Annotated in this window: 17 protein-coding genes; 8 read left to right on the top strand and 9 right to left on the bottom strand. The window is 50.8% G+C overall.

Annotated elements, in window-relative coordinates:
• From B2067_RS12640 to B2067_RS12615, 6 genes are all read left to right on the top strand, one after another.
• A partial coding sequence (locus B2067_RS12640) for an efflux RND transporter permease subunit (RefSeq protein ID WP_301388683.1) occupies nt 1-993 on the top strand: 993 nt, incomplete at its 5' end.
• A 35-nt stretch (nt 994-1028) separates the two neighbouring features.
• On the top strand, nt 1029-1676 hold the full coding sequence (locus tag B2067_RS12635) for a HupE/UreJ family protein (protein WP_374047321.1): 648 nt from the start codon (nt 1029-1031) through the stop codon (nt 1674-1676).
• 12 nt (nt 1677-1688) lie between these two features.
• Nucleotides 1689-2228, top strand: a complete 540-nt coding sequence (locus B2067_RS12630) for a hypothetical protein (RefSeq protein ID WP_068436985.1) — start codon at nt 1689-1691, stop codon at nt 2226-2228.
• 22 nt (nt 2229-2250) lie between these two features.
• The gene (locus B2067_RS12625; protein ID WP_301388682.1) at nt 2251-2586 is read left to right on the top strand and encodes a DUF6488 family protein; all 336 of its coding nucleotides are present in this window, start codon (nt 2251-2253) and stop codon (nt 2584-2586) included.
• Nucleotides 2587-2786: 200 nt separating this feature from the next.
• Entirely contained in the window at nt 2787-4127 is a 1341-nt protein-coding gene (locus B2067_RS12620; protein WP_297531048.1) for a hypothetical protein, read from the top strand.
• Nucleotides 4128-4226: 99 nt separating this feature from the next.
• The gene (locus B2067_RS12615) at nt 4227-6338 is read left to right on the top strand and encodes a TonB-dependent receptor (RefSeq protein WP_301378697.1); all 2112 of its coding nucleotides are present in this window, start codon (nt 4227-4229) and stop codon (nt 6336-6338) included.
• Between the two features lie 22 nt (nt 6339-6360).
• Here the strand turns inward: B2067_RS12615 and B2067_RS12610 are convergent, their stop codons facing one another.
• The gene (locus B2067_RS12610) at nt 6361-7548 is read right to left on the bottom strand and encodes an ABC transporter permease (RefSeq protein ID WP_301378700.1); all 1188 of its coding nucleotides are present in this window, start codon (nt 7546-7548) and stop codon (nt 6361-6363) included.
• Complete coding sequence (locus tag B2067_RS12605) at nt 7539-8216, bottom strand: ABC transporter ATP-binding protein (RefSeq protein ID WP_301378703.1); 678 nt, start codon at nt 8214-8216, stop codon at nt 7539-7541. The genes B2067_RS12610 and B2067_RS12605 overlap by 10 nt, the downstream gene beginning before the upstream one ends.
• A gap of 134 nt (nt 8217-8350) precedes the next feature.
• On the opposite strand from B2067_RS12605, the gene B2067_RS12600 reads away from it, so the two are divergent.
• Nucleotides 8351-9055 (top strand): DUF3299 domain-containing protein, encoded by a 705-nt coding sequence (locus B2067_RS12600; protein WP_301378704.1) that lies wholly within the window; start codon nt 8351-8353, stop codon nt 9053-9055.
• A gap of 14 nt (nt 9056-9069) precedes the next feature.
• On the opposite strand, the gene B2067_RS12595 is transcribed toward B2067_RS12600, so the two are convergent.
• The 3 genes from B2067_RS12595 to B2067_RS12585 form a co-directional block, all read right to left on the bottom strand.
• Complete coding sequence (locus B2067_RS12595) at nt 9070-9747, bottom strand: ZrgA family zinc uptake protein (RefSeq protein WP_301378706.1); 678 nt, start codon at nt 9745-9747, stop codon at nt 9070-9072.
• A complete protein-coding gene (gene zigA / locus B2067_RS12590) occupies nt 9744-11009 on the bottom strand; it encodes a zinc metallochaperone GTPase ZigA (RefSeq protein ID WP_301378707.1) in 1266 nt (421 codons plus the stop codon). The genes B2067_RS12595 and zigA overlap by 4 nt, the downstream gene beginning before the upstream one ends.
• A gap of 379 nt (nt 11010-11388) precedes the next feature.
• A complete protein-coding gene (locus B2067_RS12585; protein WP_068434788.1) occupies nt 11389-12495 on the bottom strand; it encodes an AraC family transcriptional regulator in 1107 nt (368 codons plus the stop codon).
• 207 nt (nt 12496-12702) lie between these two features.
• On the opposite strand from B2067_RS12585, the gene B2067_RS12580 reads away from it, so the two are divergent.
• Entirely contained in the window at nt 12703-14127 is a 1425-nt protein-coding gene (locus B2067_RS12580) for a DUF1254 domain-containing protein (protein WP_301378710.1), read from the top strand.
• A gap of 27 nt (nt 14128-14154) precedes the next feature.
• Here the strand turns inward: B2067_RS12580 and B2067_RS12575 are convergent, their stop codons facing one another.
• From B2067_RS12575 to B2067_RS12560, 4 genes are all read right to left on the bottom strand, one after another.
• Entirely contained in the window at nt 14155-15930 is a 1776-nt protein-coding gene (locus tag B2067_RS12575; protein ID WP_301388680.1) for a sensor domain-containing diguanylate cyclase, read from the bottom strand.
• Between the two features lie 248 nt (nt 15931-16178).
• Nucleotides 16179-19298, bottom strand: coding sequence for an efflux RND transporter permease subunit (locus tag B2067_RS12570; protein WP_301388679.1), 3120 nt, complete (start codon nt 19296-19298; stop codon nt 16179-16181).
• Nucleotides 19291-20832: an efflux RND transporter periplasmic adaptor subunit gene (locus B2067_RS12565; protein ID WP_301378716.1), complete on the bottom strand. Its 1542-nt coding sequence runs from the start codon at nt 20830-20832 to the stop codon at nt 19291-19293. The genes B2067_RS12570 and B2067_RS12565 overlap by 8 nt, the downstream gene beginning before the upstream one ends.
• Nucleotides 20822-21649 (bottom strand): TolC family protein (locus tag B2067_RS12560; RefSeq protein ID WP_301378719.1); only part of this gene is annotated, 828 nt, incomplete at its 5' end. The genes B2067_RS12565 and B2067_RS12560, both read right to left, overlap by 11 nt.

Below are 21649 nucleotides of genomic sequence, written 5' to 3'. Positions count from 1 at the left end.
GTCGATGGAGCGGTGGACATTCAGACTGAGCAGGTGACCGGCTTGCCACTGCTGGAATTTATTCCGGATGCTGACGCATTACGCCGTCACGGTATCAGCCGCCAACAGCTGCAGGATCAGCTGGCCACCGCTCTGGGCGGAGAAGTCGCAGGTACCCTGTTTGAAGGAGATCGCCGGGCAGATATAACCGTACGCCTGCCTGAAACCGTACGCGCTGATATCGACGGCCTGAACTATTTACCGGTGACCGTTGCACACGGGCAGGTTGTTCCACTGCAGGAGCTGATCACACTCAGTGAAAACATCGGTGTTAATCAGGTAAACCGCGAAAATGGTAAACGCCGTCTGGTGGTCACCGCCAACGTTCGCGGTCGCGATCTTGGCAGTTTTGTGGAAGCCGTGCGCAATGCTGTTGGTGATGAACTGGATATTCCCGCAGGCTACTGGGTGGAATATGGCGGTACCTATCAGAAGCTGCAGTCCGCGTCACAAAGACTGATGATTGTTGTGCCAGTAACTTTGCTGATGATCGTTGGTTTGCTGGTACTGGCACTGAATTCTGTGCGCGACGCACTGGTCATTTTTACCGGTGTTCCACTGGCCTTAACCGGCGGCGTACTGGCGCTGACCGTGCGTGATATTCCCTTTTCGATTTCTGCGGCCGTAGGATTTATTGCCCTGTCGGGTATCGCCATTCTGAACGCATTAGTGATGGTGTCGTTTATCCGGGAATTACAGCGCTCTGGGCAAAGTCTTGAGCAGGCTATCGTTGAAGGTGCACTGACGCGTCTGCGTCCGGTGATTACCACTGCACTGGTAGCGTCACTGGGTTTTGTCCCGATGGCACTGAACACAGGTATCGGTTCAGAAGTACAACGACCACTGGCAACCGTCGTGATTGGTGGTGTTATTTCTTCTACGATTCTGACCTTGTTTGTGATTCCGGCACTATACCGTCTGGTGCATCGTAGTGAAAAACGAGGGAATGCATGAAATTGTCTATAACACGTCTTGTACTTTTACTCGCCATGTTAACCACAGCGTCCTTCGCTGTGGCCCATGGCGTTGACGACAACACCCGCATCTTCTTACAGCAGAACACCGGCGTTCAGTTTGTGCCGTTCCTGTACATTGGGGCCAAGCACATGATCACGGGTTACGATCATCTGTTGTTTCTGGTCGGGGTGATTTTCTTTCTTTATCGCAGCCGCGAAGTACTGCTGTATGTCAGCCTGTTTACCCTTGGGCACAGCATTACGCTGATGTCCGGGGTGCTGGCCAATATTCAGGTGAATGCTTACCTGATCGACGCCATTATCGGTTTGTCAGTGCTGTATAAGGGCTTTGATAACCTGGGTGGCTTCAAACAGTTACTGGGCTTTCAGCCGGACACCCGTCTGGCAGTGCTGATCTTCGGGTTATTTCATGGCTTTGGTCTGGCGACGAAACTGCAGGAGTTTCATATCCCGGAAGACGGCCTGCTGACCAATCTGATCGCTTTCAATATTGGCGTCGAACTCGGGCAGTTTGCGGCACTGGGGCTGATTCTGATTCTGATATCCGCGTGGCGTCACTCAGCGACGTTCGGGCGTTTCGCTGTGCTGACCAACACGCTTTTAATGGCCTGCGGAGTGATGCTGACGGGTTATCAGCTCACTGGCTATTTTTCTTCCTGAGGACGGTTTTCTATGACAACGCAAAGCACACAACTTCAGACCTCGGCCAAACAACTTTGGCTGGCGACCGCTGCGGCGTTTGTGATTGGTCTTGTTACACTGGTGCTGGTGATTATGCCTGCGGAATACAACATTGACCCTACGGGTGTCGGGTCCGCATTGGGCCTGACCGCGCTGTCGCCTGAAAAACTTGCCGAAGCGGAGACAGAAGCAGCTAAGGCTTCCGCTAAAGCAATGGATGGTATGGCGACGGTAGTTCTACCGCCTGCGAGCGGTAAAGAATTTAAACTGGAAATGACCGCCGGTGAACAGGTCGATTTTGAATGGATCACCGACGGAGATGTCGTATATGTGGATATGCACGGCGAACCATTTGATGATCCTACCGGCTATTTTAAAAGCTATGCTGTGACCACCACCAATGAAATGAAAGGCAGCTTCACCGCCGCTTTTGAAGGCACACATGGTTGGTACTTCCGTAATGACAGTAACGCTGAAGTCACAGTGCAGCTGTTTTATGAAGGCCAATATAAAAATCCAAAAATGATGTAAACCCAATACAGGAGATATGGATATGAAATCGTTACTTATTACCGCCGCAATGTCGCTGGCCGTGTACTCAGGTCAGGCTCTGTCACATGGCTCTCATGGCGTCGTGGATGCTGATGGCGCAAAAATGGCTGCAGCTCGTATGGTTCAGAAAATGACGGTACGTGACTTCGGATTTAAGGCGGGTCAGCTGGCACCGGAATGGCGCAATATCAGCGAGTCTCAGGTTGCCGTTAGAGAGACTGGCGAAGGCTTTTATATCGTTGAAGTGACCAAAGCTGAAAGCGAAGACAAGGTCTATGTAAAGGTACTCAGAAACGGTGATGTGAGCAATGTAAGTACTACTTACCCACAACAATAGCGCTTACTCAGACACCACCAGCCTCTTCTGTAACAGGAAGGGGCTCGATGACCGAACCTCGCCCTCCTCAATACCAACAGTATCTCAACATTTAACTTGCCACACTCACTTGTTGATATGTTATATTGTAACCACATAATTTACTGGTGGTGCAGTATACGTCTGTGACCATGACACTTACCGATGAAGGATTTATGACCATGGCTTCGTTTTATGAAAGTGAGCTGAGCAAATCACTATTAGTGCTGGCAATGGCAGGCACCCTGGCGGCTTGTGGTGGTGGCTCAGGCAGTAGCTCAGATAGTGACCACGACGACGATGACCACTCAGAAGAAGAGCATGCAGGAGGTCGCCTGATTTACTCAGTTTCTGACGATTCTGGCCTGAATATGTACGACCAGACCGTAGAGTCTGATGATGCGTATTCGACCGACGTAATTGCAACTTCTACATCCGGCTCCACTCTGGTGCTGGCTAAGAGCGGTCTGACTGCTGCTCTGTTAGACGGTGGTGCTGTTTCTATTGTCGATTCAGGTCTCGAACACCTGGTGGATGAGGACGGTCATACACACGACGTTTCATCGGCCGCAACCACTCTGACGTCGGGAATCACTACAGTCATCACGACTCACGAATACTTCTCTGCCTATGACGGCAGCACAAGCACTGTCCTGAATGCAGAAGATGGGGCTGTCGTAACCACCTGGACGTCTGTTGATTACCCAACACTGGCACTGGCCGGTGGCCACTATCTTACGTTCACCGATATCGACGGCAGTATAACCATCGAAGTTAAGGAGGCTGATGGTGAATCCCTGACCGCCCCTGTCAGCGCTACCTGTAATGGTGATATCACAGCAACCGCTCAGACAGAGCATCTGACTCAGATTTTATGCAGTAATGATTCGTTGCTTTCAGTTATCGCTGCCGAAGGCGAGACCGATACCAGCTTCACGATCACAACAGATACCAGCACAACCGTCGCTGACCTGACCAACTTAACGGCGACCTTCTCGACCTACGACGTTATTGCTGGCTGGAGCACTGAGGCCAATAAGCTGGTGCTATCCAAAGCACACAGTGACCATGTCGATACCGCAGATATCTCTTCAGAATTAGTGGCGGATGGCATTATTACCGTTGCAGCACCAAGCAGTGACGAATCAGAAGCACTTGGCGTGCTCGGTACCAGCGGTCGCTTTCTTGCTCTTTTCTATCACGCCGAAGGCGAAGAGCTGACGATTGAAGGCAGCAGTAAATTCGATCTCGACACGTCAATCAGCTGGTCCGCATCGGATCTTTTACTCGCTGATTCCGAGGCCTTTATCGCAGTGAATCTTGCTGGCAACACATTGTTCTTCATTGATGGCCATGACGGAGAAAGCTACCACCTCCACTCCAGCGCGGAGGGCAGCTCTGACCTGAGTGCACTTGCAAGTGCGGTGCTCGCTCATGCGCAGGACGATCACGATCATGATGAAGACCATGACGATGAGCACGACCATGATGAGGAAGACGGTGAATCAGACCACGACCACTGATCACTGAGCCCACTCCCTCGCATGGAAGCCCGGCCCTCAGGTGCCCGGGCTTTCTTTGTTTTCTGATATTATGCGCGTCTGATTTTTATAGGTTCCGGTATGAATTTTCGTCTTTCTGTTGTGACTCTGAGTCTGCTTGCAGCCACCTCCTATGCAGCCCCTGCCAATGAAAAAACGCTGGATACGATCGTGGTTACGGGCGGTGGTGACCGCTCCGTATATGATACGGCACAGCCTGTTTCTGTGTTAGATACCGACGATATTCATAAAAATGCTGGTGACAATTTAGGCACCCTGCTGGAGTCTCTGCCGGGCGTTGCCAACGCCTCTTTTGGCGCTGGAGTCGGACGTCCGGTGATCCGCGGCATGAGCGGCAGTCGCGTAAAAATCCTGCAGAACGGCACCGACACTTCGGATTTATCGGCCATGAGTTCAGACCACAGCCCCATGGCTGAACCGAGCGCAGGTGAACAAATTGAAATTGTATATGGGCCATCGACGCTGCTATACGGTGGCGGTGCGATTGGTGGCGTGGTTAACGTGATCGATGGTCGCATCCACGAAATTATTGTTCCGGGCATTCGCGGTCAGGTTTCAGCGAAATACTCTTCTGTCGATGAGGGCCAGCATCTCGAAGGTATGCTCGACCTCGGCAAAGGTAACTGGAATCTGCATCTCGATGGTTTTAGTCGGGATGCTTCTGACTACTCCAGCGGCGAGCAAGGCGATATTCCCACCGGCAATAATTCAGGCGAGATTGAAAACAGCGACACCTCAGGCAGTGGTGGTGCCATTGGTTTGAGCTGGGTCGATAGCCAATATGGTTTTATAGGCGGGTCTGTCAGTACTCTCGAATACGACTACGCAGTGCCAAACCTGGATGAAGAGAGCTTCCGGGTCACACCAGAACAGATCCGCTATGACCTTAAAGGTGCCTGGACACCCATGACAGGCATCATCGAAGAGTGGCGCACCGAAATTACCTTTAATGACTACGAGCATGCCGAAACTGGTCATCGTAATGACGATACTAGTGCACCCTTTGTAGATATCGGTTTATTTGATAAAGAAACCTGGGAGTTTGTTACCCGCATCAAGCATTCGGAAATTGCCGGCTGGCATGGTCATGCTGGAATTCAATACAACCAGCAGGATCTGGAACTTTGTCATGATCACGGCGGCTGCGAAGGTATCCCTTCATTTGACGAATCAGGTGACGATGCAATCGGGTTTAACCTGGCGAATAGCGAGCGTGGTGGAGACCTCTACGGCCACGACACACCAATGCCAATCACCCGCACAGAGCAGGTAGGTATCTTCCTCGTTGAGCACCGTGATACTGGATTTGGCTCACTGGAGTTAGGGGCACGGATAGATCAGGTTACGATCTCTTCCGATCCTTCTTCGATTGATCCTGTATGGCGTCAGGCTGACAGTTATTACGATGACTACACCTTTACGCCAGTCACTTTGTCTGCGGCCAGCACCTGGTTACTGGATGATTATCAGCGTATCGGTTTGAGCCTCGCACGCGCGCAACGAGCACCGGAAGCGCCGGAATTATTCTGGAACGGTGATCACCACGCCACCTTTGCTTTCCAGCTCGACAACCCTGACCTCGACATTGAAACCGCGCATACCATCGACCTGAACTGGATCTGGAAGTCGGATAACAATGAAATCCGCCTGGCCACTTATTACTATCAGTTCGATGACTACATCTATAACGATCTGAAATCAGAGACTGATCCTTTTCACGGTAATGATGTGTACCGCCATGAACAGGAGGACGCCAGCTTCACAGGCGCAGAAGCCAGCTGGTCACATATAGTAACCATGAACTGGTCGTTTGATTTAAGTGCTGATGTCGTTAACGCAAAACTTGACGATGGCCGGCACCTTCCACGTACACCACCAGCGAGTTTTCTGGCCGGTCTTGAGTGGGGAAATCAGAGTTGGGAAGCACGCACTGAATTACGCGCCGTTGCTGAGCAATCAAACACCGCTGACAATGAAACCACGTCTGACGGATATCTGATGCTTAATGCGTCTGTGGGTTATCAGTTTCTGCTCAATAACTCTGAGCTGACGCTGAGACTCGATGGACGCAACCTGACCGACCAGTATGCGGTTAATCATGTATCGTATCTCAAGCGCGCAGCACCACTACCCGGGCGTGACATCCGCTTCGGCGTCCGCTGGGCATTCTGATACATTCGATTCTGACATCAGGTCACGGACGCCGTGCCCTGATGTACATCGCCAACGCCGGGAGTGCTCCGGTCAACAGAGCACTGCCTACGACGATCAAAGACAGTACCAGCGTATTCAGTGTGAAGATATCAGCGCTGATATTAATTCCGAAAGCACCCGCCAGATAGCCCTGCCCTAACGCAAACGCCAGCCAGACAAATAGCAAAGACGCACAAAGACCGGCTAAGGTTATCAGCAGTACCTCCAGCTCACTCAGTAAAAACAGATAAAAAGGAGACGCCCCCGCCATCCTTAATAACTGAATTTCGTGGCGACGTTCGCGCACCGAACTGAGGAGCATAGCACTGAGCCCCAACAAGGCGGATAAGAGAACCAGCACACCAATAAAACGCAGTGTCTGCTCCAGAATGCCCATCATCTGCCATAATTCGCTCAATGCGACGCCTGGCAGAATTGCCATTACAGGTTCGGCCTTATAATTATTGACTGTCCGCTGCAGTGAAAAAACGCCGATACGGGACTTCAGCGCAACCATAAAGGCGGTAATGCTCTCGGGGTCACCCGTGTACTGAGCACTGTTATGAATCGCCTTCAGGCCTTGCAGGCTAACATGCACAGTCTGATCTACTGGCGTGCCGGTGGGCTCTAAAACGCCGGTTACCGTAAAAGGTGAGCCTTTATGTAAATTAAAATCAGCCGATGAAATTCCATGCGACAGTAGTATTTCCGATCCGGGTGAATAGCCAAGCTCGCGAGCGACGGCAGACCCGAGAACCACTTCAAATGCGTCAGAAAATTCCCGACCATCGGCAAAAATCAGTGGATGCTTAGCACCGTAGCTGAAGTAGCGAAAATAATCCTGATTAGTTCCGAGTACCCGATAGCCTTTGTGAGAATCCCCTAGCGAAAGTGGAATCGACCATTTTATTTCGTCAGACGCAGAAATATCTTCATAAGTGGACCACGAAATATTATTGGTCGGCGCCCCCACACGAAATACCGAATACAACAAAAGATTCAGGCTGCCGGTGCGAGCACCAATAATCAGATCGGCTCCGGAGACTGTGCTGGCAAAACTCTCTTTGGTCTGCACACGGATATGTTCAACGCTGATCAACACGCTGATGCTGACAATCAGAGCCAGCAACGTCATAACAACGGACGTTTTTCTATCGATCAGACTCTTGTAGGCAATTTTCAGAAACATGACTTCGCTCCTGCCCGGTTAATATCGGCTAACACATCGGTGCGGTCAAAATCGCAGGCGAGTGTCGGGTCATGGCTGACAAAAATAAGCGTACTTTGGTAGGCATCGCAAAGGTCCATAAGCGTTGCCATAAAGGCTGTACGGTTCTTCTGATCCAGAGCAGACGTTGGCTCATCCGCGATAATAAGGCGTGGAGAGTTAAATAATGCCCGCGCAATAGCGACCCGCTGCTGCTGACCAATACTCAGGCTCTGTCCCGGTAACCGCCAGACAGAATCCGGGAGCTGCAGCTGCTCTAACAGCTCCTGAGCACGGCCGATCCCATTGCGCTTAACCTTTTTACTGAATTCGTTTGCCAACAGGATGTTATCAACCGCATTAAGATAAGGAATCAGATTGAACTGCTGAAAAATATAACCAATATTCCCGGCACGGAAACGATCACGCTGACGCTGGTTTAACTGATCAACCCGCTCGTCCAGAAGTGTAATCTGGCCCGAGGTCGCCGGGAGAATTCCAGCAATCAGATTTAACAAGGTCGATTTTCCTGAACCTGACTCCCCCTGTAAAAATACCTTCTCGCCTGCAGCCACTTCCCACCGGGGGATGTTCAGCAAAATATCGTGATCATGATAAGAAAATATGAGGTCTTGCAGAACAACAGACATGGGACGATCCTGTAGAAAGCAACCAAGAGGTGGATGCCAGGTGCAACGTTGCTATAACATAACACAAGTATATTTAAGCTCAATGTCAGTTGTGATGCTGTACAGCATCAGCTAATTCAATTCAGGTTTTTACGATGAATCCATTATTCAGACTGCTAGGGCTAACCGCCTTCGGCCTCATTTTCAGCGCCTGTACAGAGAACGCCGATCCAGCCGGTACCAATGACAGTACTGCCGATGTCAGTCAACAGAAGACAGAAGTAGCCGGTGTCGAACAGGAACAACCCATCAGGGCCCCAGAACCTCTGCCCGTGCTCCCCAAAGAGTCTTTTACATCGGTTGACTGGACGGACCTTATCCCTGAAATGGATCTGATGGCATTAAAAAATCCACCTGAAGCCTTGATGAATATCGAAGATGGATCGGAAGAAGATGTCATCGGCGGAAAGCTTAATAATAATGAAGGCAGCGGCGTGTATGGAGATAATGAGGACCTCGCGGACTCTGCATTTCAACGTGCACTCGTTTCAACAAATACAGTAAGTGAGATGCAGGGAAAGCACATCAAGCTGCCCGGCTTTATCGTGCCTCTGGATTTCGATGATGATCAGACCATCACCGAATTTTTTCTGGTTCCTTACTTTGGCGCCTGTCTCCATTTGCCGCCCCCGCCACCTAATCAGATCATCTATATCTCACACCCTGATGGTATTCAGGTCGATGCGTTATACGATCCATTCTGGCTTTACGGCACTCTGGATACCGGCATTATTGAAAACACGACAGCGAAGTCGGCCTATCGTATGCGACTCCATCATATAGAGCCTTACTACGAGTAAGGCTCAGAGCACAATCAAAAATGGATAGTATGATCTTTTGCTGTCAGTTCTTTCGTGCCGGTGCTGTCCTCGGTCAACCAGACCGCTTTCAGGACCTTCAGGTCAGGAAACTCGGTCGATAGTTCAACTGCCATAGATTCAGGCAACTGCCCGTCTTCGCACTCGAAGGTATACTCTGCAATAACATCCGATGCTTCGCTATCAGACTGCGGAACTTCAACTCCTGAGCCCGCAACGACCGTACAGTCGGCACCAGTAAACTGGAACAGCGAACTGGCATCATTCAACTTCTTGTGCGCTGCGGCAACCTTAGTACGCTCTTCTTTGTTTTCAGCGACATGCTCAAAACCAATAATATCCGCCGCTGGCGTCTGTAGATAAACCGTCACCATACTGCCTTCTACGGCAACATTCAGGTGGCCTACACCATGAATATGGGCACCATGGTGCTCTCCACCGTGGTGATCATGCCCCTGATGATCGCTCTCCTGATGGTCAGGGTGTTCATCATGGTCATGGCTTTCATGATGCTCATGCTCTTCATGGTGATCATGCGATTCGGCGGCTGCGACGCCTGCACTCATGACCGTCAGCATTGATGCAACCATCAATGCTACGGAGGAAGAAACACGCACCGCAGGAAACAGTGCATAATTATGAATCGCGTGTTTAACAGGTCGTTTCAATGTCATACATTCTCCGTTTCGGGTTCCGGCGATGCCTCAGCGTTCTGCTCATTATCACCGCTTCGGTCCCACGATGGAAATGGATCAGGTAAGGTTTGCCAGTAGCTCTTACCTTCCAGTAGCTCGTCATCGGTCAGCAGGCAGCGATCAAGTGCCTCTGTAACGCTTTCCTGATCCAGATTCTGACCAATAAACACCAGTTCCTGACGCATATCGCCAAACGGCTCAACCCACTGCGCCTTAATCGACTCAAGGTATTCCGGGTCGGTTGGCCAGTACTCTTCAGGTACCGCTTTCCAGAACATTCCGGCGAAGCCGTACCGGGCAATACCCCCCGCCTGACTCCATTGCCCTGCAAACTCCGGTCGCGTCGCCAGCCAGAAATACCCTTTCGAGCGGATCAGTTTTCCGTACTCTTTGGTGTTGTGCAGGAAATGGTGAAACTTCTCAGGGTGAAACGGGCGTCGGGCAGTATAAGTAAAACTTGAGATCCCATACTCTTCCGTTTCTGGGATGTGCTCACCGCGCATTTCCTTTAACCAGCCCGGCGCCTGCTGTGCCCGGTCAAAGTCAAAACTACCGGTGCCGAGTACTTCCCCCACATTAATATCGCCATGCTGGATGGGTACGATGCGCGCACTTGTGTTAAGCGTTCTGATGATCGCCTTCAAACGCTCAACGTCTTCCGCAGGCGCAAGGTCGGTTTTACTGATCAGGATAACGTCAGCAAACTCCACCTGATCGACCAGCAAATCACTGACGCTACGTTCGTCCTCTTCGCCCAGCGACTCGCCCGTTTCGGCCAGGGCTTTGGCCTCGTCGTAGTCGCGTATAAAGTTAACCGCATCCACAACAGTCACCATAGTATCCAGAGTCGCAACATCAGAAAGTGATGTGCCGTCTTCATCAGCGAAAGTAAAGGTTTCGGCGACAGGCAAAGGCTCTGATATACCAGTGGATTCAATCACCAGGTAATCGAACCGACCTTCTTTAGCCAGCTTTCCAACTTCGACCAGCAGGTCTTCACGTAATGTACAGCAGATACAGCCATTGCTCATTTCCACGAGCTTTTCTTCGCTGCGATTCAACGTCACCTCGTTACGGACGATGTTGGAATCGATATTGATTTCACTCATGTCATTGACGATAACCGCAACACGTCGCCCTTCACGATTATTCAGGATATGACTGAGAATCGTTGTTTTGCCTGCTCCCAGAAAACCTGAAAGCACGGTGACGGGAAGTTTTTCTGCGGGGGAAACTTGCATAGGAGGCCTCATCTCTCGGTCACGTCAGGGACGACGTCCAGTATATGTCTTGATAGCTAATGTTACCTTATAACATAACAATGAGACTAATCAAGAGATCCACTACAGGGGCTTCAATTGAGGCAAGTACCGCCCTGCAGTCTATATTCGAGTCAGGTGACAGTATTGTCAGCACCTGCGAGCTTCGAAGGCACATCGTCAGTTAAATGAGGAATAACTCCCACTGACGGGGGAGAGTGATGACCCTACTCGCATTTCGGCGGGTATAGAACACGTCGACGACATTATTTCCGACGTCTTTCAGGCACTCGATAAAGCCTGAATAAATAGGTAATAGAAAAGGAGTGGCTGAAGAATTTCATCCACTCCTTTTATACTCTCAGCGATAATGCTCTGAGCGCATGGCTCTGAATTCGCCCGGTGTCATACGCGTCCACTGTTTAAAGGCACGATAGAAAACGGCGGTATCCTTAAATCCTAGTAAAAAAGCAATATCGTCGAGGGTTAACTCATCGGCCAGTAGATATTCTTTTGCTTTGGTTAATCTCACATCGGCCAGCAACTCCCGGCAGCTCGTGCCTTCATCTGCCAGACGACGCTGCAGCGTTCTGGGCGTTACTGCAAGAATCTCAGCTAACAGTATTTTTGTTGGCTCGCCATAGCTCAGAAGAAGCTCAAGTAATAACCGGCAACGCTGACTCCAGCTCTCTTCGCTCACCTGCTGACGATGAATTACTTCAAGTGCCTGAATATCACGAAAGGCCTGCTCACTTAACGATGGCGATGCATCAAAATCACGAATTTCGTTCGTGCTGGTAAAGGTCACCTGGGTGAACGGCTCTCCAAATTCTGGGCAACAACCAAGCATGCGTTGATACTCTTCAGCAGGTAGTGCATTTGAGTTTGTAAAACGTACCGCTGAAGGTGTCAGTCCATAGCAGTCTAGGATGGCATCGCATGCGGATGAGACAACGCCTTCTATCTGATGACGGCTGACATAAATATCAGGGTGAGGATGAAAAGTAAGTGTTATCTCATCGGCGCCGCGCTCAACCCCCACGCTAAAAACATCTGTTGTAATGGTCAGGTAGCGCTTTAACATGCAGCAATAATCAAACAGAGTCAGATGATTCTGTTTGAAAAAGAATTCCAGGCGAGGGTGTTTACGGCTTGAGAATGGCCCAAGACGTAATCCAAGAGCATCCTCACCTAACCAGTCCGAAATAAGATCCAGGTTACGTCCGACAGACTCCGCCGAGACTCTGCACTGCCCGGCAAAGGAATCCATTAATCCTTCTACCATACGTTTTACGGCAAGATACTCGCTCTCTCTGTTTACACTCTCGAGAAAATCCTCAAGCGCTTGCAAATGGGAAACAACGGTATCTGCAGCAACGGTCGGTTCGACAGCAAAGACAGGTTTTTCAGGTCGGAGGGCGGCCATTGGCATGTCCTGCACTGATTGATAGCTCGCTTCTGTTTCCATGTTGAAATCCTCTTATGTCTCTTAAAAAGCCACCGTCTGCTGTGATGGCTTTATCCGCTACGTTCTCTACAAAGCGTTACAAAACTAGCCTGACTATCCCGCACCTGAATTCAGTTTGTCTCAATTCGTTATACGGATCGCCCGTGTTTGAGCGCTAGGCTGAACAGCACCACTCATTCACCAACTAACAATAATCACAGGTGTCCGATGAACACATCATATTCCGACAAACGGCGCGTTAAGCTGACCAACGCACTTAAATCCGCTCTGTTGTTTGTATTAATTGCTACTAGCCAGTACGCAAAGGCAACGACGACCACTGCCATCGCAATGGAAGGCTATATATACGGTTTCCCTATCGTTTTGATGGACGAAACCCGCAAAGGAATGACAGGTCCTGAGCGTTCCTGCACCTTCGGCGCAGACATTAATACCTTCAAGCACGTCTTCGAGCTGCCCGATCCCGACTTCAAAGCCGTCGTCCGACCCAACGTCGATACTCTTTATTCTTCTGCCATGCTGGACCTCTCAGAAAGTCCGGTTATTCTGACTCTTCCAGAGGTTACAGACAGATACGTACTGATGGCCCTTCTGGATGCATGGTCGAATAACTTTGCCGGAATAGATACAACTGGCGATAACACACTCGCTGGCCAGTACGTGATTACCGGCCCTCAGTGGCGCGGCCAGATTCCGCATAATATGACTCATATATCAGCACCTACCGATCTTGTATGGATCATTGGCCGGACCGAGCTACTGGCAGACAACGATATCGAGGCGGTCAACCGAATTCAGCGACAGTATCGTTTGAAGACTTACCGCAGCCGACGTGGCAGCGATCACAACCAGACTGTAGATTGCCTGAAAGACGACGAGAAAGAGCCCCCCATCGATGTCGTTCTCAAAATGAATGGTGAAGAGTTCTTCACGCGGCTATCCAGTCTGATGCTGGAAAACCCACCTCCCGCCGACCAGAAAGGCATGGAATGGTTACTAGGGCAGATAAACACAGGGCGCTATGCAAAAGGTGACGTCGAAGATTTACCACAACATAAAAAACGCGCGCTTGATGAAGGTATCCGCCTTGGGCAAGGCAGCATCGACGGTGCGAAAAAGCTTCTCGGTATTGGTGGATGGGGGCCGAACCCAAAACTGATTCCGCTAGGAGATTACGGTAAGCGATATTTTATAAGAGCAGTGGTTGCCCAGGTCGGGTTTGGGGCCAATCAGAATAAATACGCTGTCTACCAGAATGCTGAAAGAGATAGCCAGTTGCAGAAAATGCACGGCAATAATGATTACACCTTTACCCTGAAGGCGGATGATATGCCAGATGTCGGGGCCTTCTGGTCGATTACCGCGTACGGTGATGATGGATTCCTGAAAGACAACACGCACGCATCTTCTCTAGGAATCGAGCGTTATGCACTGAGTAGTAATACGCCTTTAGAGCTGGATGAAAATGGTGATACCACTCTTTATATTTCATCTCAGCCACCACAAGGCGTTCCATTGAGTAACTGGCTTCCGGTGCCTACTGATTATTTTCAGTTAACGCTACGTTTCTATGATCCGGGAGAGCAGATACTGAATGCGGAATGGCAAGCGCCTGCGGTAGAAAAACAATAACGTACCTTTCAGCTGGGCTGTACCGTATCAGATACAGATGCGGTCACGGCCCTCATTTTTGGCTTGATACAGTTTTTCGTCAGCACGTTTCAGTAGTGTGTAATACGAATTATCTTTATCCGGCATGGTAACGGCAATGCCGATGCTTATCGTCAGTCTCACTGTTTGGTCTTTCATCACAATAGGCTCTGAACGCATGGCAGTCCATATCTGACGCGACAGTATATGAGCCGCTGAGGCTTCTGTATCTGGCAGCAAAATAACAAACTCCTCGCCACCATACCGGAATGCCATATCCGCCGGACGGTTCAGCACATCCTGTATCCGTAACGCTGTCTGACGCAGTGCCTCATCGCCGAACGCGTGTCCCTGAGAGTCATTAAGATTTTTAAAGTAGTCGAGGTCCAGCATAATCAAGGAGAGGGACTTACCCTCTCTCGCGCCGCGATCATATTCTCGCTCCAGAACTTCATCAAAGTGACGCCTGTTGTACAACCCCGTCAGAGAGTCGGTTGTACTGATTTTCTCCAGGCGAGCATTTGCCTCCCTTAACTCTTGTGTCCGTGCTTTAACCTCCTGGTCCAGGCGCATATTCTGTTCTCGTTCAGTTTCGAGTAACAAGGCCTGAGCATGAGCAGTATCCCGCTGTGCCCGTTCTCGAAGCTCCTTCTCCATAGCCATTCGCACGGATAGAGCAAACGCGAAGAGCAATACCTGCAACAGCTGTCCCAGGGCCAGAGCATTATCCAGTAGCAGACTATTATTAAAGACCCCAAGCTTGCCGAGAATGTACGATGCACTCCCCAGCGTGTACATGAGTCCGGCAACGAAGACTGCAAACGCCGGCGGGTATCCACGACGCATCCTCACAACGACCATGGTCGCGCAAACAAGAAACGTCATCATGGAGAGGAGCAGTGTCGGGTATATCACCTCGGCATATGGCATGTTGAGACTCAGAACAACCATTACCGTCGACGTCGCCGCCAAAGCCGTCGCCGCCAGGTATATCCAGCGGTGGCTCTCGCAGATCTTCACAACTTTAGAAATATAGAGTGCACCAAATACGTTCGAAGTATTAATCAGAGTGCTGACCGCAATGTTGTTCCAGGCCGGCGACTCAGGCCACAGAAACTGGTAACTTCGCCCCCACAGTGTGGCCTGGATAAGCGCCATAGCCAATGACAGGCCACTGAAATAGAGATAACTACGATCCCCGGATGATAGAAAAATCAGTGCGTGATAAAGCCCTAGCATAACCACAGCACCGAAAAACAACCCTTGAATCCAGGCACTGTTTTCCATTGTTTGCCTGAGTACAGCGTCTTCAGAAATGGTCATCGGGACTTCAAGAGATGATCCTGACTGAACTCTCAGATACACAGATCCAGATAAAACTGATGAAGGCAGAGGTACGGTAAACTCCGGCCTCAACAAAACACGCTCAACAAAGCTGAGTCGATCCCCCAAAGGATAAGCAGAGAGCAGGTTCTGATGTTCATCAAGAATAAAAACCTGCACATCGTCGAGCATGGGATAATTAACACTCAACCAGACGGCATCGCCCGGGTTGCTGTAGCGAAAGGTTAGCCAGACGGCCGCATCGGTATAGCCAAACTGAGGTGGGTACTCCCGCACTTTCTCGAACGACTGAGTCACTACATCCTCGAGACCGTAGTTACCCTGTTCATCGAGAAAGTAAGAGACCTCAGGTACTATGCGGCCAAAACCTGGTGATAGCCTGTGCTCGTGCAGCCCTGCTTCTGTGCCCAGCGCCGAGACGCTCAGAAGCACTGCCGACATAAAAGCAGCACCCTGAAATGAAACACTAGATAACAAAAGCGCAATGAGTCCCCGCATTGGCCGCTCCTCAATTTTACAGCTCTCAGTGTATGTAAAATTTCCTGAGCATCCTGTGAAGTTCTGTTAACTTCCGGTGATATTGCATATAAAAGTGTGTGCTTTTAGTCGTTATGTGAGCAACAGCACAGATCCATAACTGACCACATTTGTACGCACGCCGTCAGTTGTGATCCGCACGTCTACGCTATTTAGTGCAGGCTTCGTTTATGAACCAGATAGTACACCGCAGGAACGACCAACAAAGTGAGCACCAGGGCACTGACCATGCCGCCAACCATAGGTGCAGCGATACGGCTCATAATCTCTGAGCCGGTGCCAGTTCCCACCAACACAGGCAGTAGACCAACGATGATAGCGGCGGCCGTCATGGCTTTGGGCCACACCCGCAGGGCTCCCCCTTCCATAACAGCCTGACGAAGATCCTCAACTGACAGCTCTCTGCCTGCCTTATCTGCCAGCGCCCTACGTTGCTCTAAGCACTGATTCAGAAATACCAGCATGATCACGGATAATTCTGTCGCGACACCCGCCAGTGCGATAAACCCAACACCAGCAGCAACCGACATGTGATATCCAAGCAAGTACATAAGCCAGACGGAACCGACTAATGCTAATGGAAGGCTGGCAATAATAATCGCGACGTCTGAAAAACGACGGAAGTTCATGGCCAGTAACAGAACGATCATTGCCAGAGTCAAAGGGACAATATAAGTCAGCTTTTCTTTCGCCCGCTGCATATATTCGTATTGCCCGGCCCACGTCAGGGAATACCCGGGTGGCATATCAAGCTCTGAATTCAGTCGGTTTCTGGCTCGTTCGATGTAAGTGGCAAAATCAACGTCGCCGACGTCAATGTATGTCCAGCCACTGGGGCGACCATTTTCGCTTTTGATGACAGGAGGGCCGCTCTCCACACGTATATCGGCAATATCCCCTAGCTGGATATGAGCACCTGATTCGGTCACAACCAGCAGCTTCTGCAATGCTTCGGGTGAATCCCGGTAGGATTGCGGATAACGCACATTCACTGGATAACGCTCCAGCCCTTCTACGGTCGTCGTCAGCGTCTGGCCGCCCACAGACGACGCAATAATGTCATGCACATCTGCCATATTCAGACCGTAACGGGCTGCAGCCCAACGATCCGGCTCAATCGTAATATACCGACCGGCGGACACGCGCTCTGAGTACACCGAGCGGGTACCTTCAAGCTCGCCCAGTATTTCCTCAAGCGCCCTACCGATCGACTCAATCTGATTGAGATCCGGGCCAGATACTTTAATGCCTAAAGGCGTTTTAATCCCCGTGGATAACATATCGATCCGGGTTTTAATGGGCATCACCCAGGCATTGGTCAGGCCGGGAAATTTCACCAGCGCATCCAGTTCCGCTTTGAGCTTGTCGGTAGTCATGCCGTCGCGCCACTCACTTTTGGGATGAAGCTGGATAAAGGTTTCAATCATGGTTAACGGGGCCGGATCTGTTGCCGTCTCTGCGCGACCGATTTTTCCGAATACGCTTTTCACCTCAGGTAGGGTAGCGATCAGTTTGTCCGTTTGCTGTAACAGCTCCCGGGCTTTACCCACTGAGATTCCTGCATAGGTCGTCGGCATATACATCAGATCGCCTTCATCCAGCTCCGGCATAAACTCGCTGCCCAGTTTATGCGCCGGCCAGAGTGTCGCCAGTACGATGATGAATGCCGACACAATGACAGCTAGCGGATAACGCAGCACACCTTTCAGTAAGGGTTGGTACATCCCCACGAGAAAACGGTTCACCGGATTGCTCGATTCACTGCGGATTTTTCCGCGCACGAAGTACCCCATCAGCACCGGGACCAGCGTAATCGCAAGCGCGGCACTGGCAGCCATGGCGTAGGTTTTAGTGAATGCCAGTGGCGAGAACATCCGACCTTCCTGTGCCTCCAGGGTAAACACGGGGATAAAACTGACAGTAATAATTAACAGGCTGAAAAATAATGCCGGGCCGACTTCAGAAGCCGAGCGAATAACAATCTCCCAGCGGTTAGCCGCAGTGACTTTCGTACGCTCCATATGCTTATGCATGTTTTCAATCATGACGATAGCACCATCTATCATGGCACCAATGGCAATCGCGATACCGCCTAGCGACATAATATTCGCGTTCAGTCCCTGTAATTTCATCACCAGAAATGCAGCCAGAATGCCCACCGGCAAACTGATTAATGCTACAAATCCCGAGCGGATGTGGAAAAGGAATAACAGGCAGACCAGAATAACAACGATGAATTCTTCGGCGAGTTTTTCCCAGAGATTATCCACCGCGCGGTTAATTAACTCAGAGCGGTCATACACAGGAATAACCTCGACACCATCCGGTAATCCGGGCGCTAATTCATTCAGCCGTGCCTTCACGGCATTAATGGTATCTGCAGCATTTTCACCGTAGCGCATGACCACGATGCCACCGACCACTTCACCCTGGCCATTCAGTTCAGCAATACCACGACGCATCTGCGGGCCCAGTTCAACCCGAGCAACGTCTTTCAGAAGCAGCGGTGTACCGGACTCTGATAAACCCAGCGGAATCTGCTCGATGTCTTCACGACTCTCAAGATAACCGGTTACACGGATCATGTATTCGGCCTCGGCCATTTCGATCACCGAGGCACCGCTTTCCTGATTTGCGCGTTTTACCGCATTACGGACATGCGCGAGAGGAAGGTCAAACGCACGCAAGGCTTCTGGATCAATAACGATCTGATACTGGCGCACCATGCCGCCAAGGCTGGCTACTTCTGAGACGCCTTCAACCGACTGCAACTCGTATTTCAGAAACCAGTCCTGAAGTGTGCGTAGCTGGCTGAGGTCGAGATTGCCCGTCGGGTCTGTCAGAGCATAGATATACACCCAACCAACACCGGTGGCGTCCGGGCCAAGCTGTGGCTTTGCCTGCTCAGGCAGTTCGGGTGCTATTTGCGACAAGTATTCCAACACGCGGGAACGCGCCCAGTACATATCAGTGTCATCATCAAAAATGACATAAACATAAGAGTCACCGAAGAATGAAAAACCACGGACGGTCGTTGCGCCCGGCACCGACATCATGGCGGTACTCAATGGGTAGGTGACCTGGTTTTCAACAACCTCAGGAGACTGGCCGGGATAACTGGTTTTAATAATGACCTGAACATCAGATAAATCAGGGATCGCATCAACGGGCGTATTTTTTACTGACCATAGCCCGGCTCCGGCCAGTATCACAGTCACCAACAGCACCATCAGGCGATTATGGACAGACCAACGAATGACAGCCTCAATCATGGTCAGCTCCTTCGTGAGTTTCCGCAGCGTGACTCCTATCCGTTTCTTTGCTCATGTCGTCGCTTGAGGCTGGGTAAATCTCGGTGACGGCAAATTCACCATTCGAGACTTCAAATACAAAATGGATACTGTCACCAGCATTCAAACCAGAAAGATCAAGCTGGTCGGACAAACTGAAATCCATAGTGGCGGCCGGCCGATTCCATTTTTTAATCGGCCCGCGACTGATGTTGGCAACCCGCGCCTCCTTATCAAGACGGTTAATGACACCATCAGCCATGGCACTGGATGCCTCTGTAGTTGACGGAGCCTTGTGCTCAGACATCACCATTTCATGTTCGAAACGACTTAAATCAGCTTTTTTGGCTGATTCAGAATCGATCATAAAGTGTGCAGAAATAACGACTTCATCACCCACTTCCAGACCACGATGTATTTCAACAGAGTCAGCATCTGAACGACCGGTTTCTACCGGGACTGAGCGGTATTTTCCGGCTCCTGTTTTTAACACCACACGAGTGCCCTCAGCGACGCGGATAACGGCATCACGCGGGATGAGCAAGGTTTCGCTTGCCGAAGCTTTTATCACCACGCTGGCGTACATTCCCGGCCTCAGCATATCTGTAGGGCTGGTCAGGCGAATACGAACCTGAGCTGTGCGGGTCGCTGTATCCATAGCGGGATAGATATAATCGACAACGCCAGTCCATACATTCCCCGGAGACGCCTGGCTGGTTACCTCAACGGATTCGCCACCTTTAATAAAACTCAGATCGTCACTGAAGACATCGGTGGTTATCCAGACCTGCGACGCCTGCGCCAATGTCATGATTTCTGTCCCCGGCACGACGTACATACCCTGACGGACATTTAACTGATCTACGATACCTGATTGCGGTGCCCGCATAGTTAATGTCTGACTGACGCGACGGGTATTTTCGATCTGCCGGATAATGTCATCAGGCACCTGCAACGCCTGCAGTCGTAAGCGAGATGCCGATGCGAGTTGTTGATTTCCGCGACGCAGGGCAAGCAGATATTCTTCCTGTGCATTAACCAGCGTGGGCGAATAAATGTCGTAAAGGGGCGCGCCTTTTTCTACCGGCTCCCCTTCAGATCGCACATGCAGTTTTTCGATCCAGCCTTCGGTGCGTGGATGCATATGAACGACAAAGTCATCGTTATATTCGACATAGCCTGCCGAACGAATCACCGGATTGAGCATTCCAGTCCTGACCCCGGCCGTACGCACACCAAAACTGTGCTCGAGTGCAGGAGCAACACGAACGGTGCCGGCAGCGTCTTCCTTAGCGTCCTCCTCATAGACAGGTACCAGATCCATTCCCATAGGCGACTTGCCCGGCCCATCGCGGCGATAGTCCGGGTCCATCGGAGCAACCCAGTACAGCGGCTCGTTATTTTTTTGAGCATTGCCACCGCCGTCAGAGTGACCACCTGAAAACTGACCAGCACTCCAGAAAACGAAAAGACCGAAGGCAATCCCCGCAGCAAATATCACTGAATTATTTTTCATTGTTAATTTCCCTTGCTGATATAGAGCCTGACGTCGGCGATTCGGTTGATGACAGGGCCGTCGCAGATAAATAACGAATATTCGCCAGTGTGCGGTGCAGGCTGGTTTCTATTTTTAATCGGGCGAGGCGTGTATTAAGTACAGATGTGCGTGCTTTCACTACAGAGGGAAAATCACCACGATCAGAGTGATACGCAGACAACGCAGCAGATGCCTGTTCCTGCACCTGCGGCAATAACTGCTGCTGATAAAAGGTTTTGCGTTCATACAGATAAGCGTATTCAGTGATCGCCGCCGACAGTGCACTTCGCATGCGGCGTAACAGCAAGACCTTCTCCGTGCGCAGCGCTTCCGTATCAGCTACTGCAGCACTAACTTCCCGGTCCTGACGGTTACCGGTAAATAATGGCAGATCGAAAGTCACTCCGACCGACATCAGATCCGCACGGTTATTGCCCATCAGATCATCATCACGGTACCCGTATTTTGCTGTCAGCCCCCAGGCTGGGCGATAAGACTGACGCGCGAGGGCCTCTCCAGTTTCACTCGACTGGATACGACGTTCAAATGCCAGTACCTGTGGATGCTGGATGACGGTTTCTGCGGTGGGGAGCTGATCTGGTGTCGGCCCTTTGGATAACCCGACAAATTGCCCTGACTCAAAAACCTCCCCGGACTCACTCAGCCACTCGCCCAGTTGTTGACGGGTAACCGCTAATGCTTGCCTGAGTTCGGCAAGACGATCTTCAAGGCGAATCAGCTCGACGTTGGCCTCAACCACATCCTGCTGGCGGGCACTGCTGTCCCACAGTTTTGG

Origin of the sequence: Thalassolituus sp. UBA2590, assembly GCF_002339775.1 — a bacterium.
In the GTDB taxonomy this organism is placed as follows: Bacteria; Pseudomonadota; Gammaproteobacteria; order Pseudomonadales; family Oceanobacteraceae; genus Thalassolituus.
This window is presented reverse-complemented; position numbering and strand designations above follow the sequence as displayed.

Excerpts from the sequence above, each read along its gene's own strand:
- B2067_RS12605 (WP_301378703.1), bottom strand. The coding sequence starts at position 8,216 with ATGTCTGTTGTTCTGCAAGACCTCATATTTTCTTATCATGATCACGAT.
- B2067_RS12565 (WP_301378716.1), bottom strand. The coding sequence starts at position 20,832 with ATGAAAAATAATTCAGTGATATTTGCTGCGGGGATTGCCTTCGGTCTT.
- B2067_RS12580 (WP_301378710.1), top strand. The coding sequence starts at position 12,703 with ATGAACACATCATATTCCGACAAACGGCGCGTTAAGCTGACCAACGCA.
- B2067_RS12595 (WP_301378706.1), bottom strand. The coding sequence starts at position 9,747 with ATGACATTGAAACGACCTGTTAAACACGCGATTCATAATTATGCACTG.
- B2067_RS12575 (WP_301388680.1), bottom strand. The coding sequence starts at position 15,930 with ATGTCGGCAGTGCTTCTGAGCGTCTCGGCGCTGGGCACAGAAGCAGGG.
- B2067_RS12635 (WP_374047321.1), top strand. The coding sequence starts at position 1,029 with ATGTTAACCACAGCGTCCTTCGCTGTGGCCCATGGCGTTGACGACAAC.
- B2067_RS12585 (WP_068434788.1), bottom strand. The coding sequence starts at position 12,495 with ATGGAAACAGAAGCGAGCTATCAATCAGTGCAGGACATGCCAATGGCC.
- B2067_RS12625 (WP_301388682.1), top strand. The coding sequence starts at position 2,251 with ATGAAATCGTTACTTATTACCGCCGCAATGTCGCTGGCCGTGTACTCA.
- B2067_RS12570 (WP_301388679.1), bottom strand. The coding sequence starts at position 19,298 with ATGATTGAGGCTGTCATTCGTTGGTCTGTCCATAATCGCCTGATGGTG.
- zigA (WP_301378707.1), bottom strand. The coding sequence starts at position 11,009 with ATGCAAGTTTCCCCCGCAGAAAAACTTCCCGTCACCGTGCTTTCAGGT.
- B2067_RS12600 (WP_301378704.1), top strand. The coding sequence starts at position 8,351 with ATGAATCCATTATTCAGACTGCTAGGGCTAACCGCCTTCGGCCTCATT.
- B2067_RS12610 (WP_301378700.1), bottom strand. The coding sequence starts at position 7,548 with ATGTTTCTGAAAATTGCCTACAAGAGTCTGATCGATAGAAAAACGTCC.
- B2067_RS12630 (WP_068436985.1), top strand. The coding sequence starts at position 1,689 with ATGACAACGCAAAGCACACAACTTCAGACCTCGGCCAAACAACTTTGG.
- B2067_RS12615 (WP_301378697.1), top strand. The coding sequence starts at position 4,227 with ATGAATTTTCGTCTTTCTGTTGTGACTCTGAGTCTGCTTGCAGCCACC.
- B2067_RS12620 (WP_297531048.1), top strand. The coding sequence starts at position 2,787 with ATGGCTTCGTTTTATGAAAGTGAGCTGAGCAAATCACTATTAGTGCTG.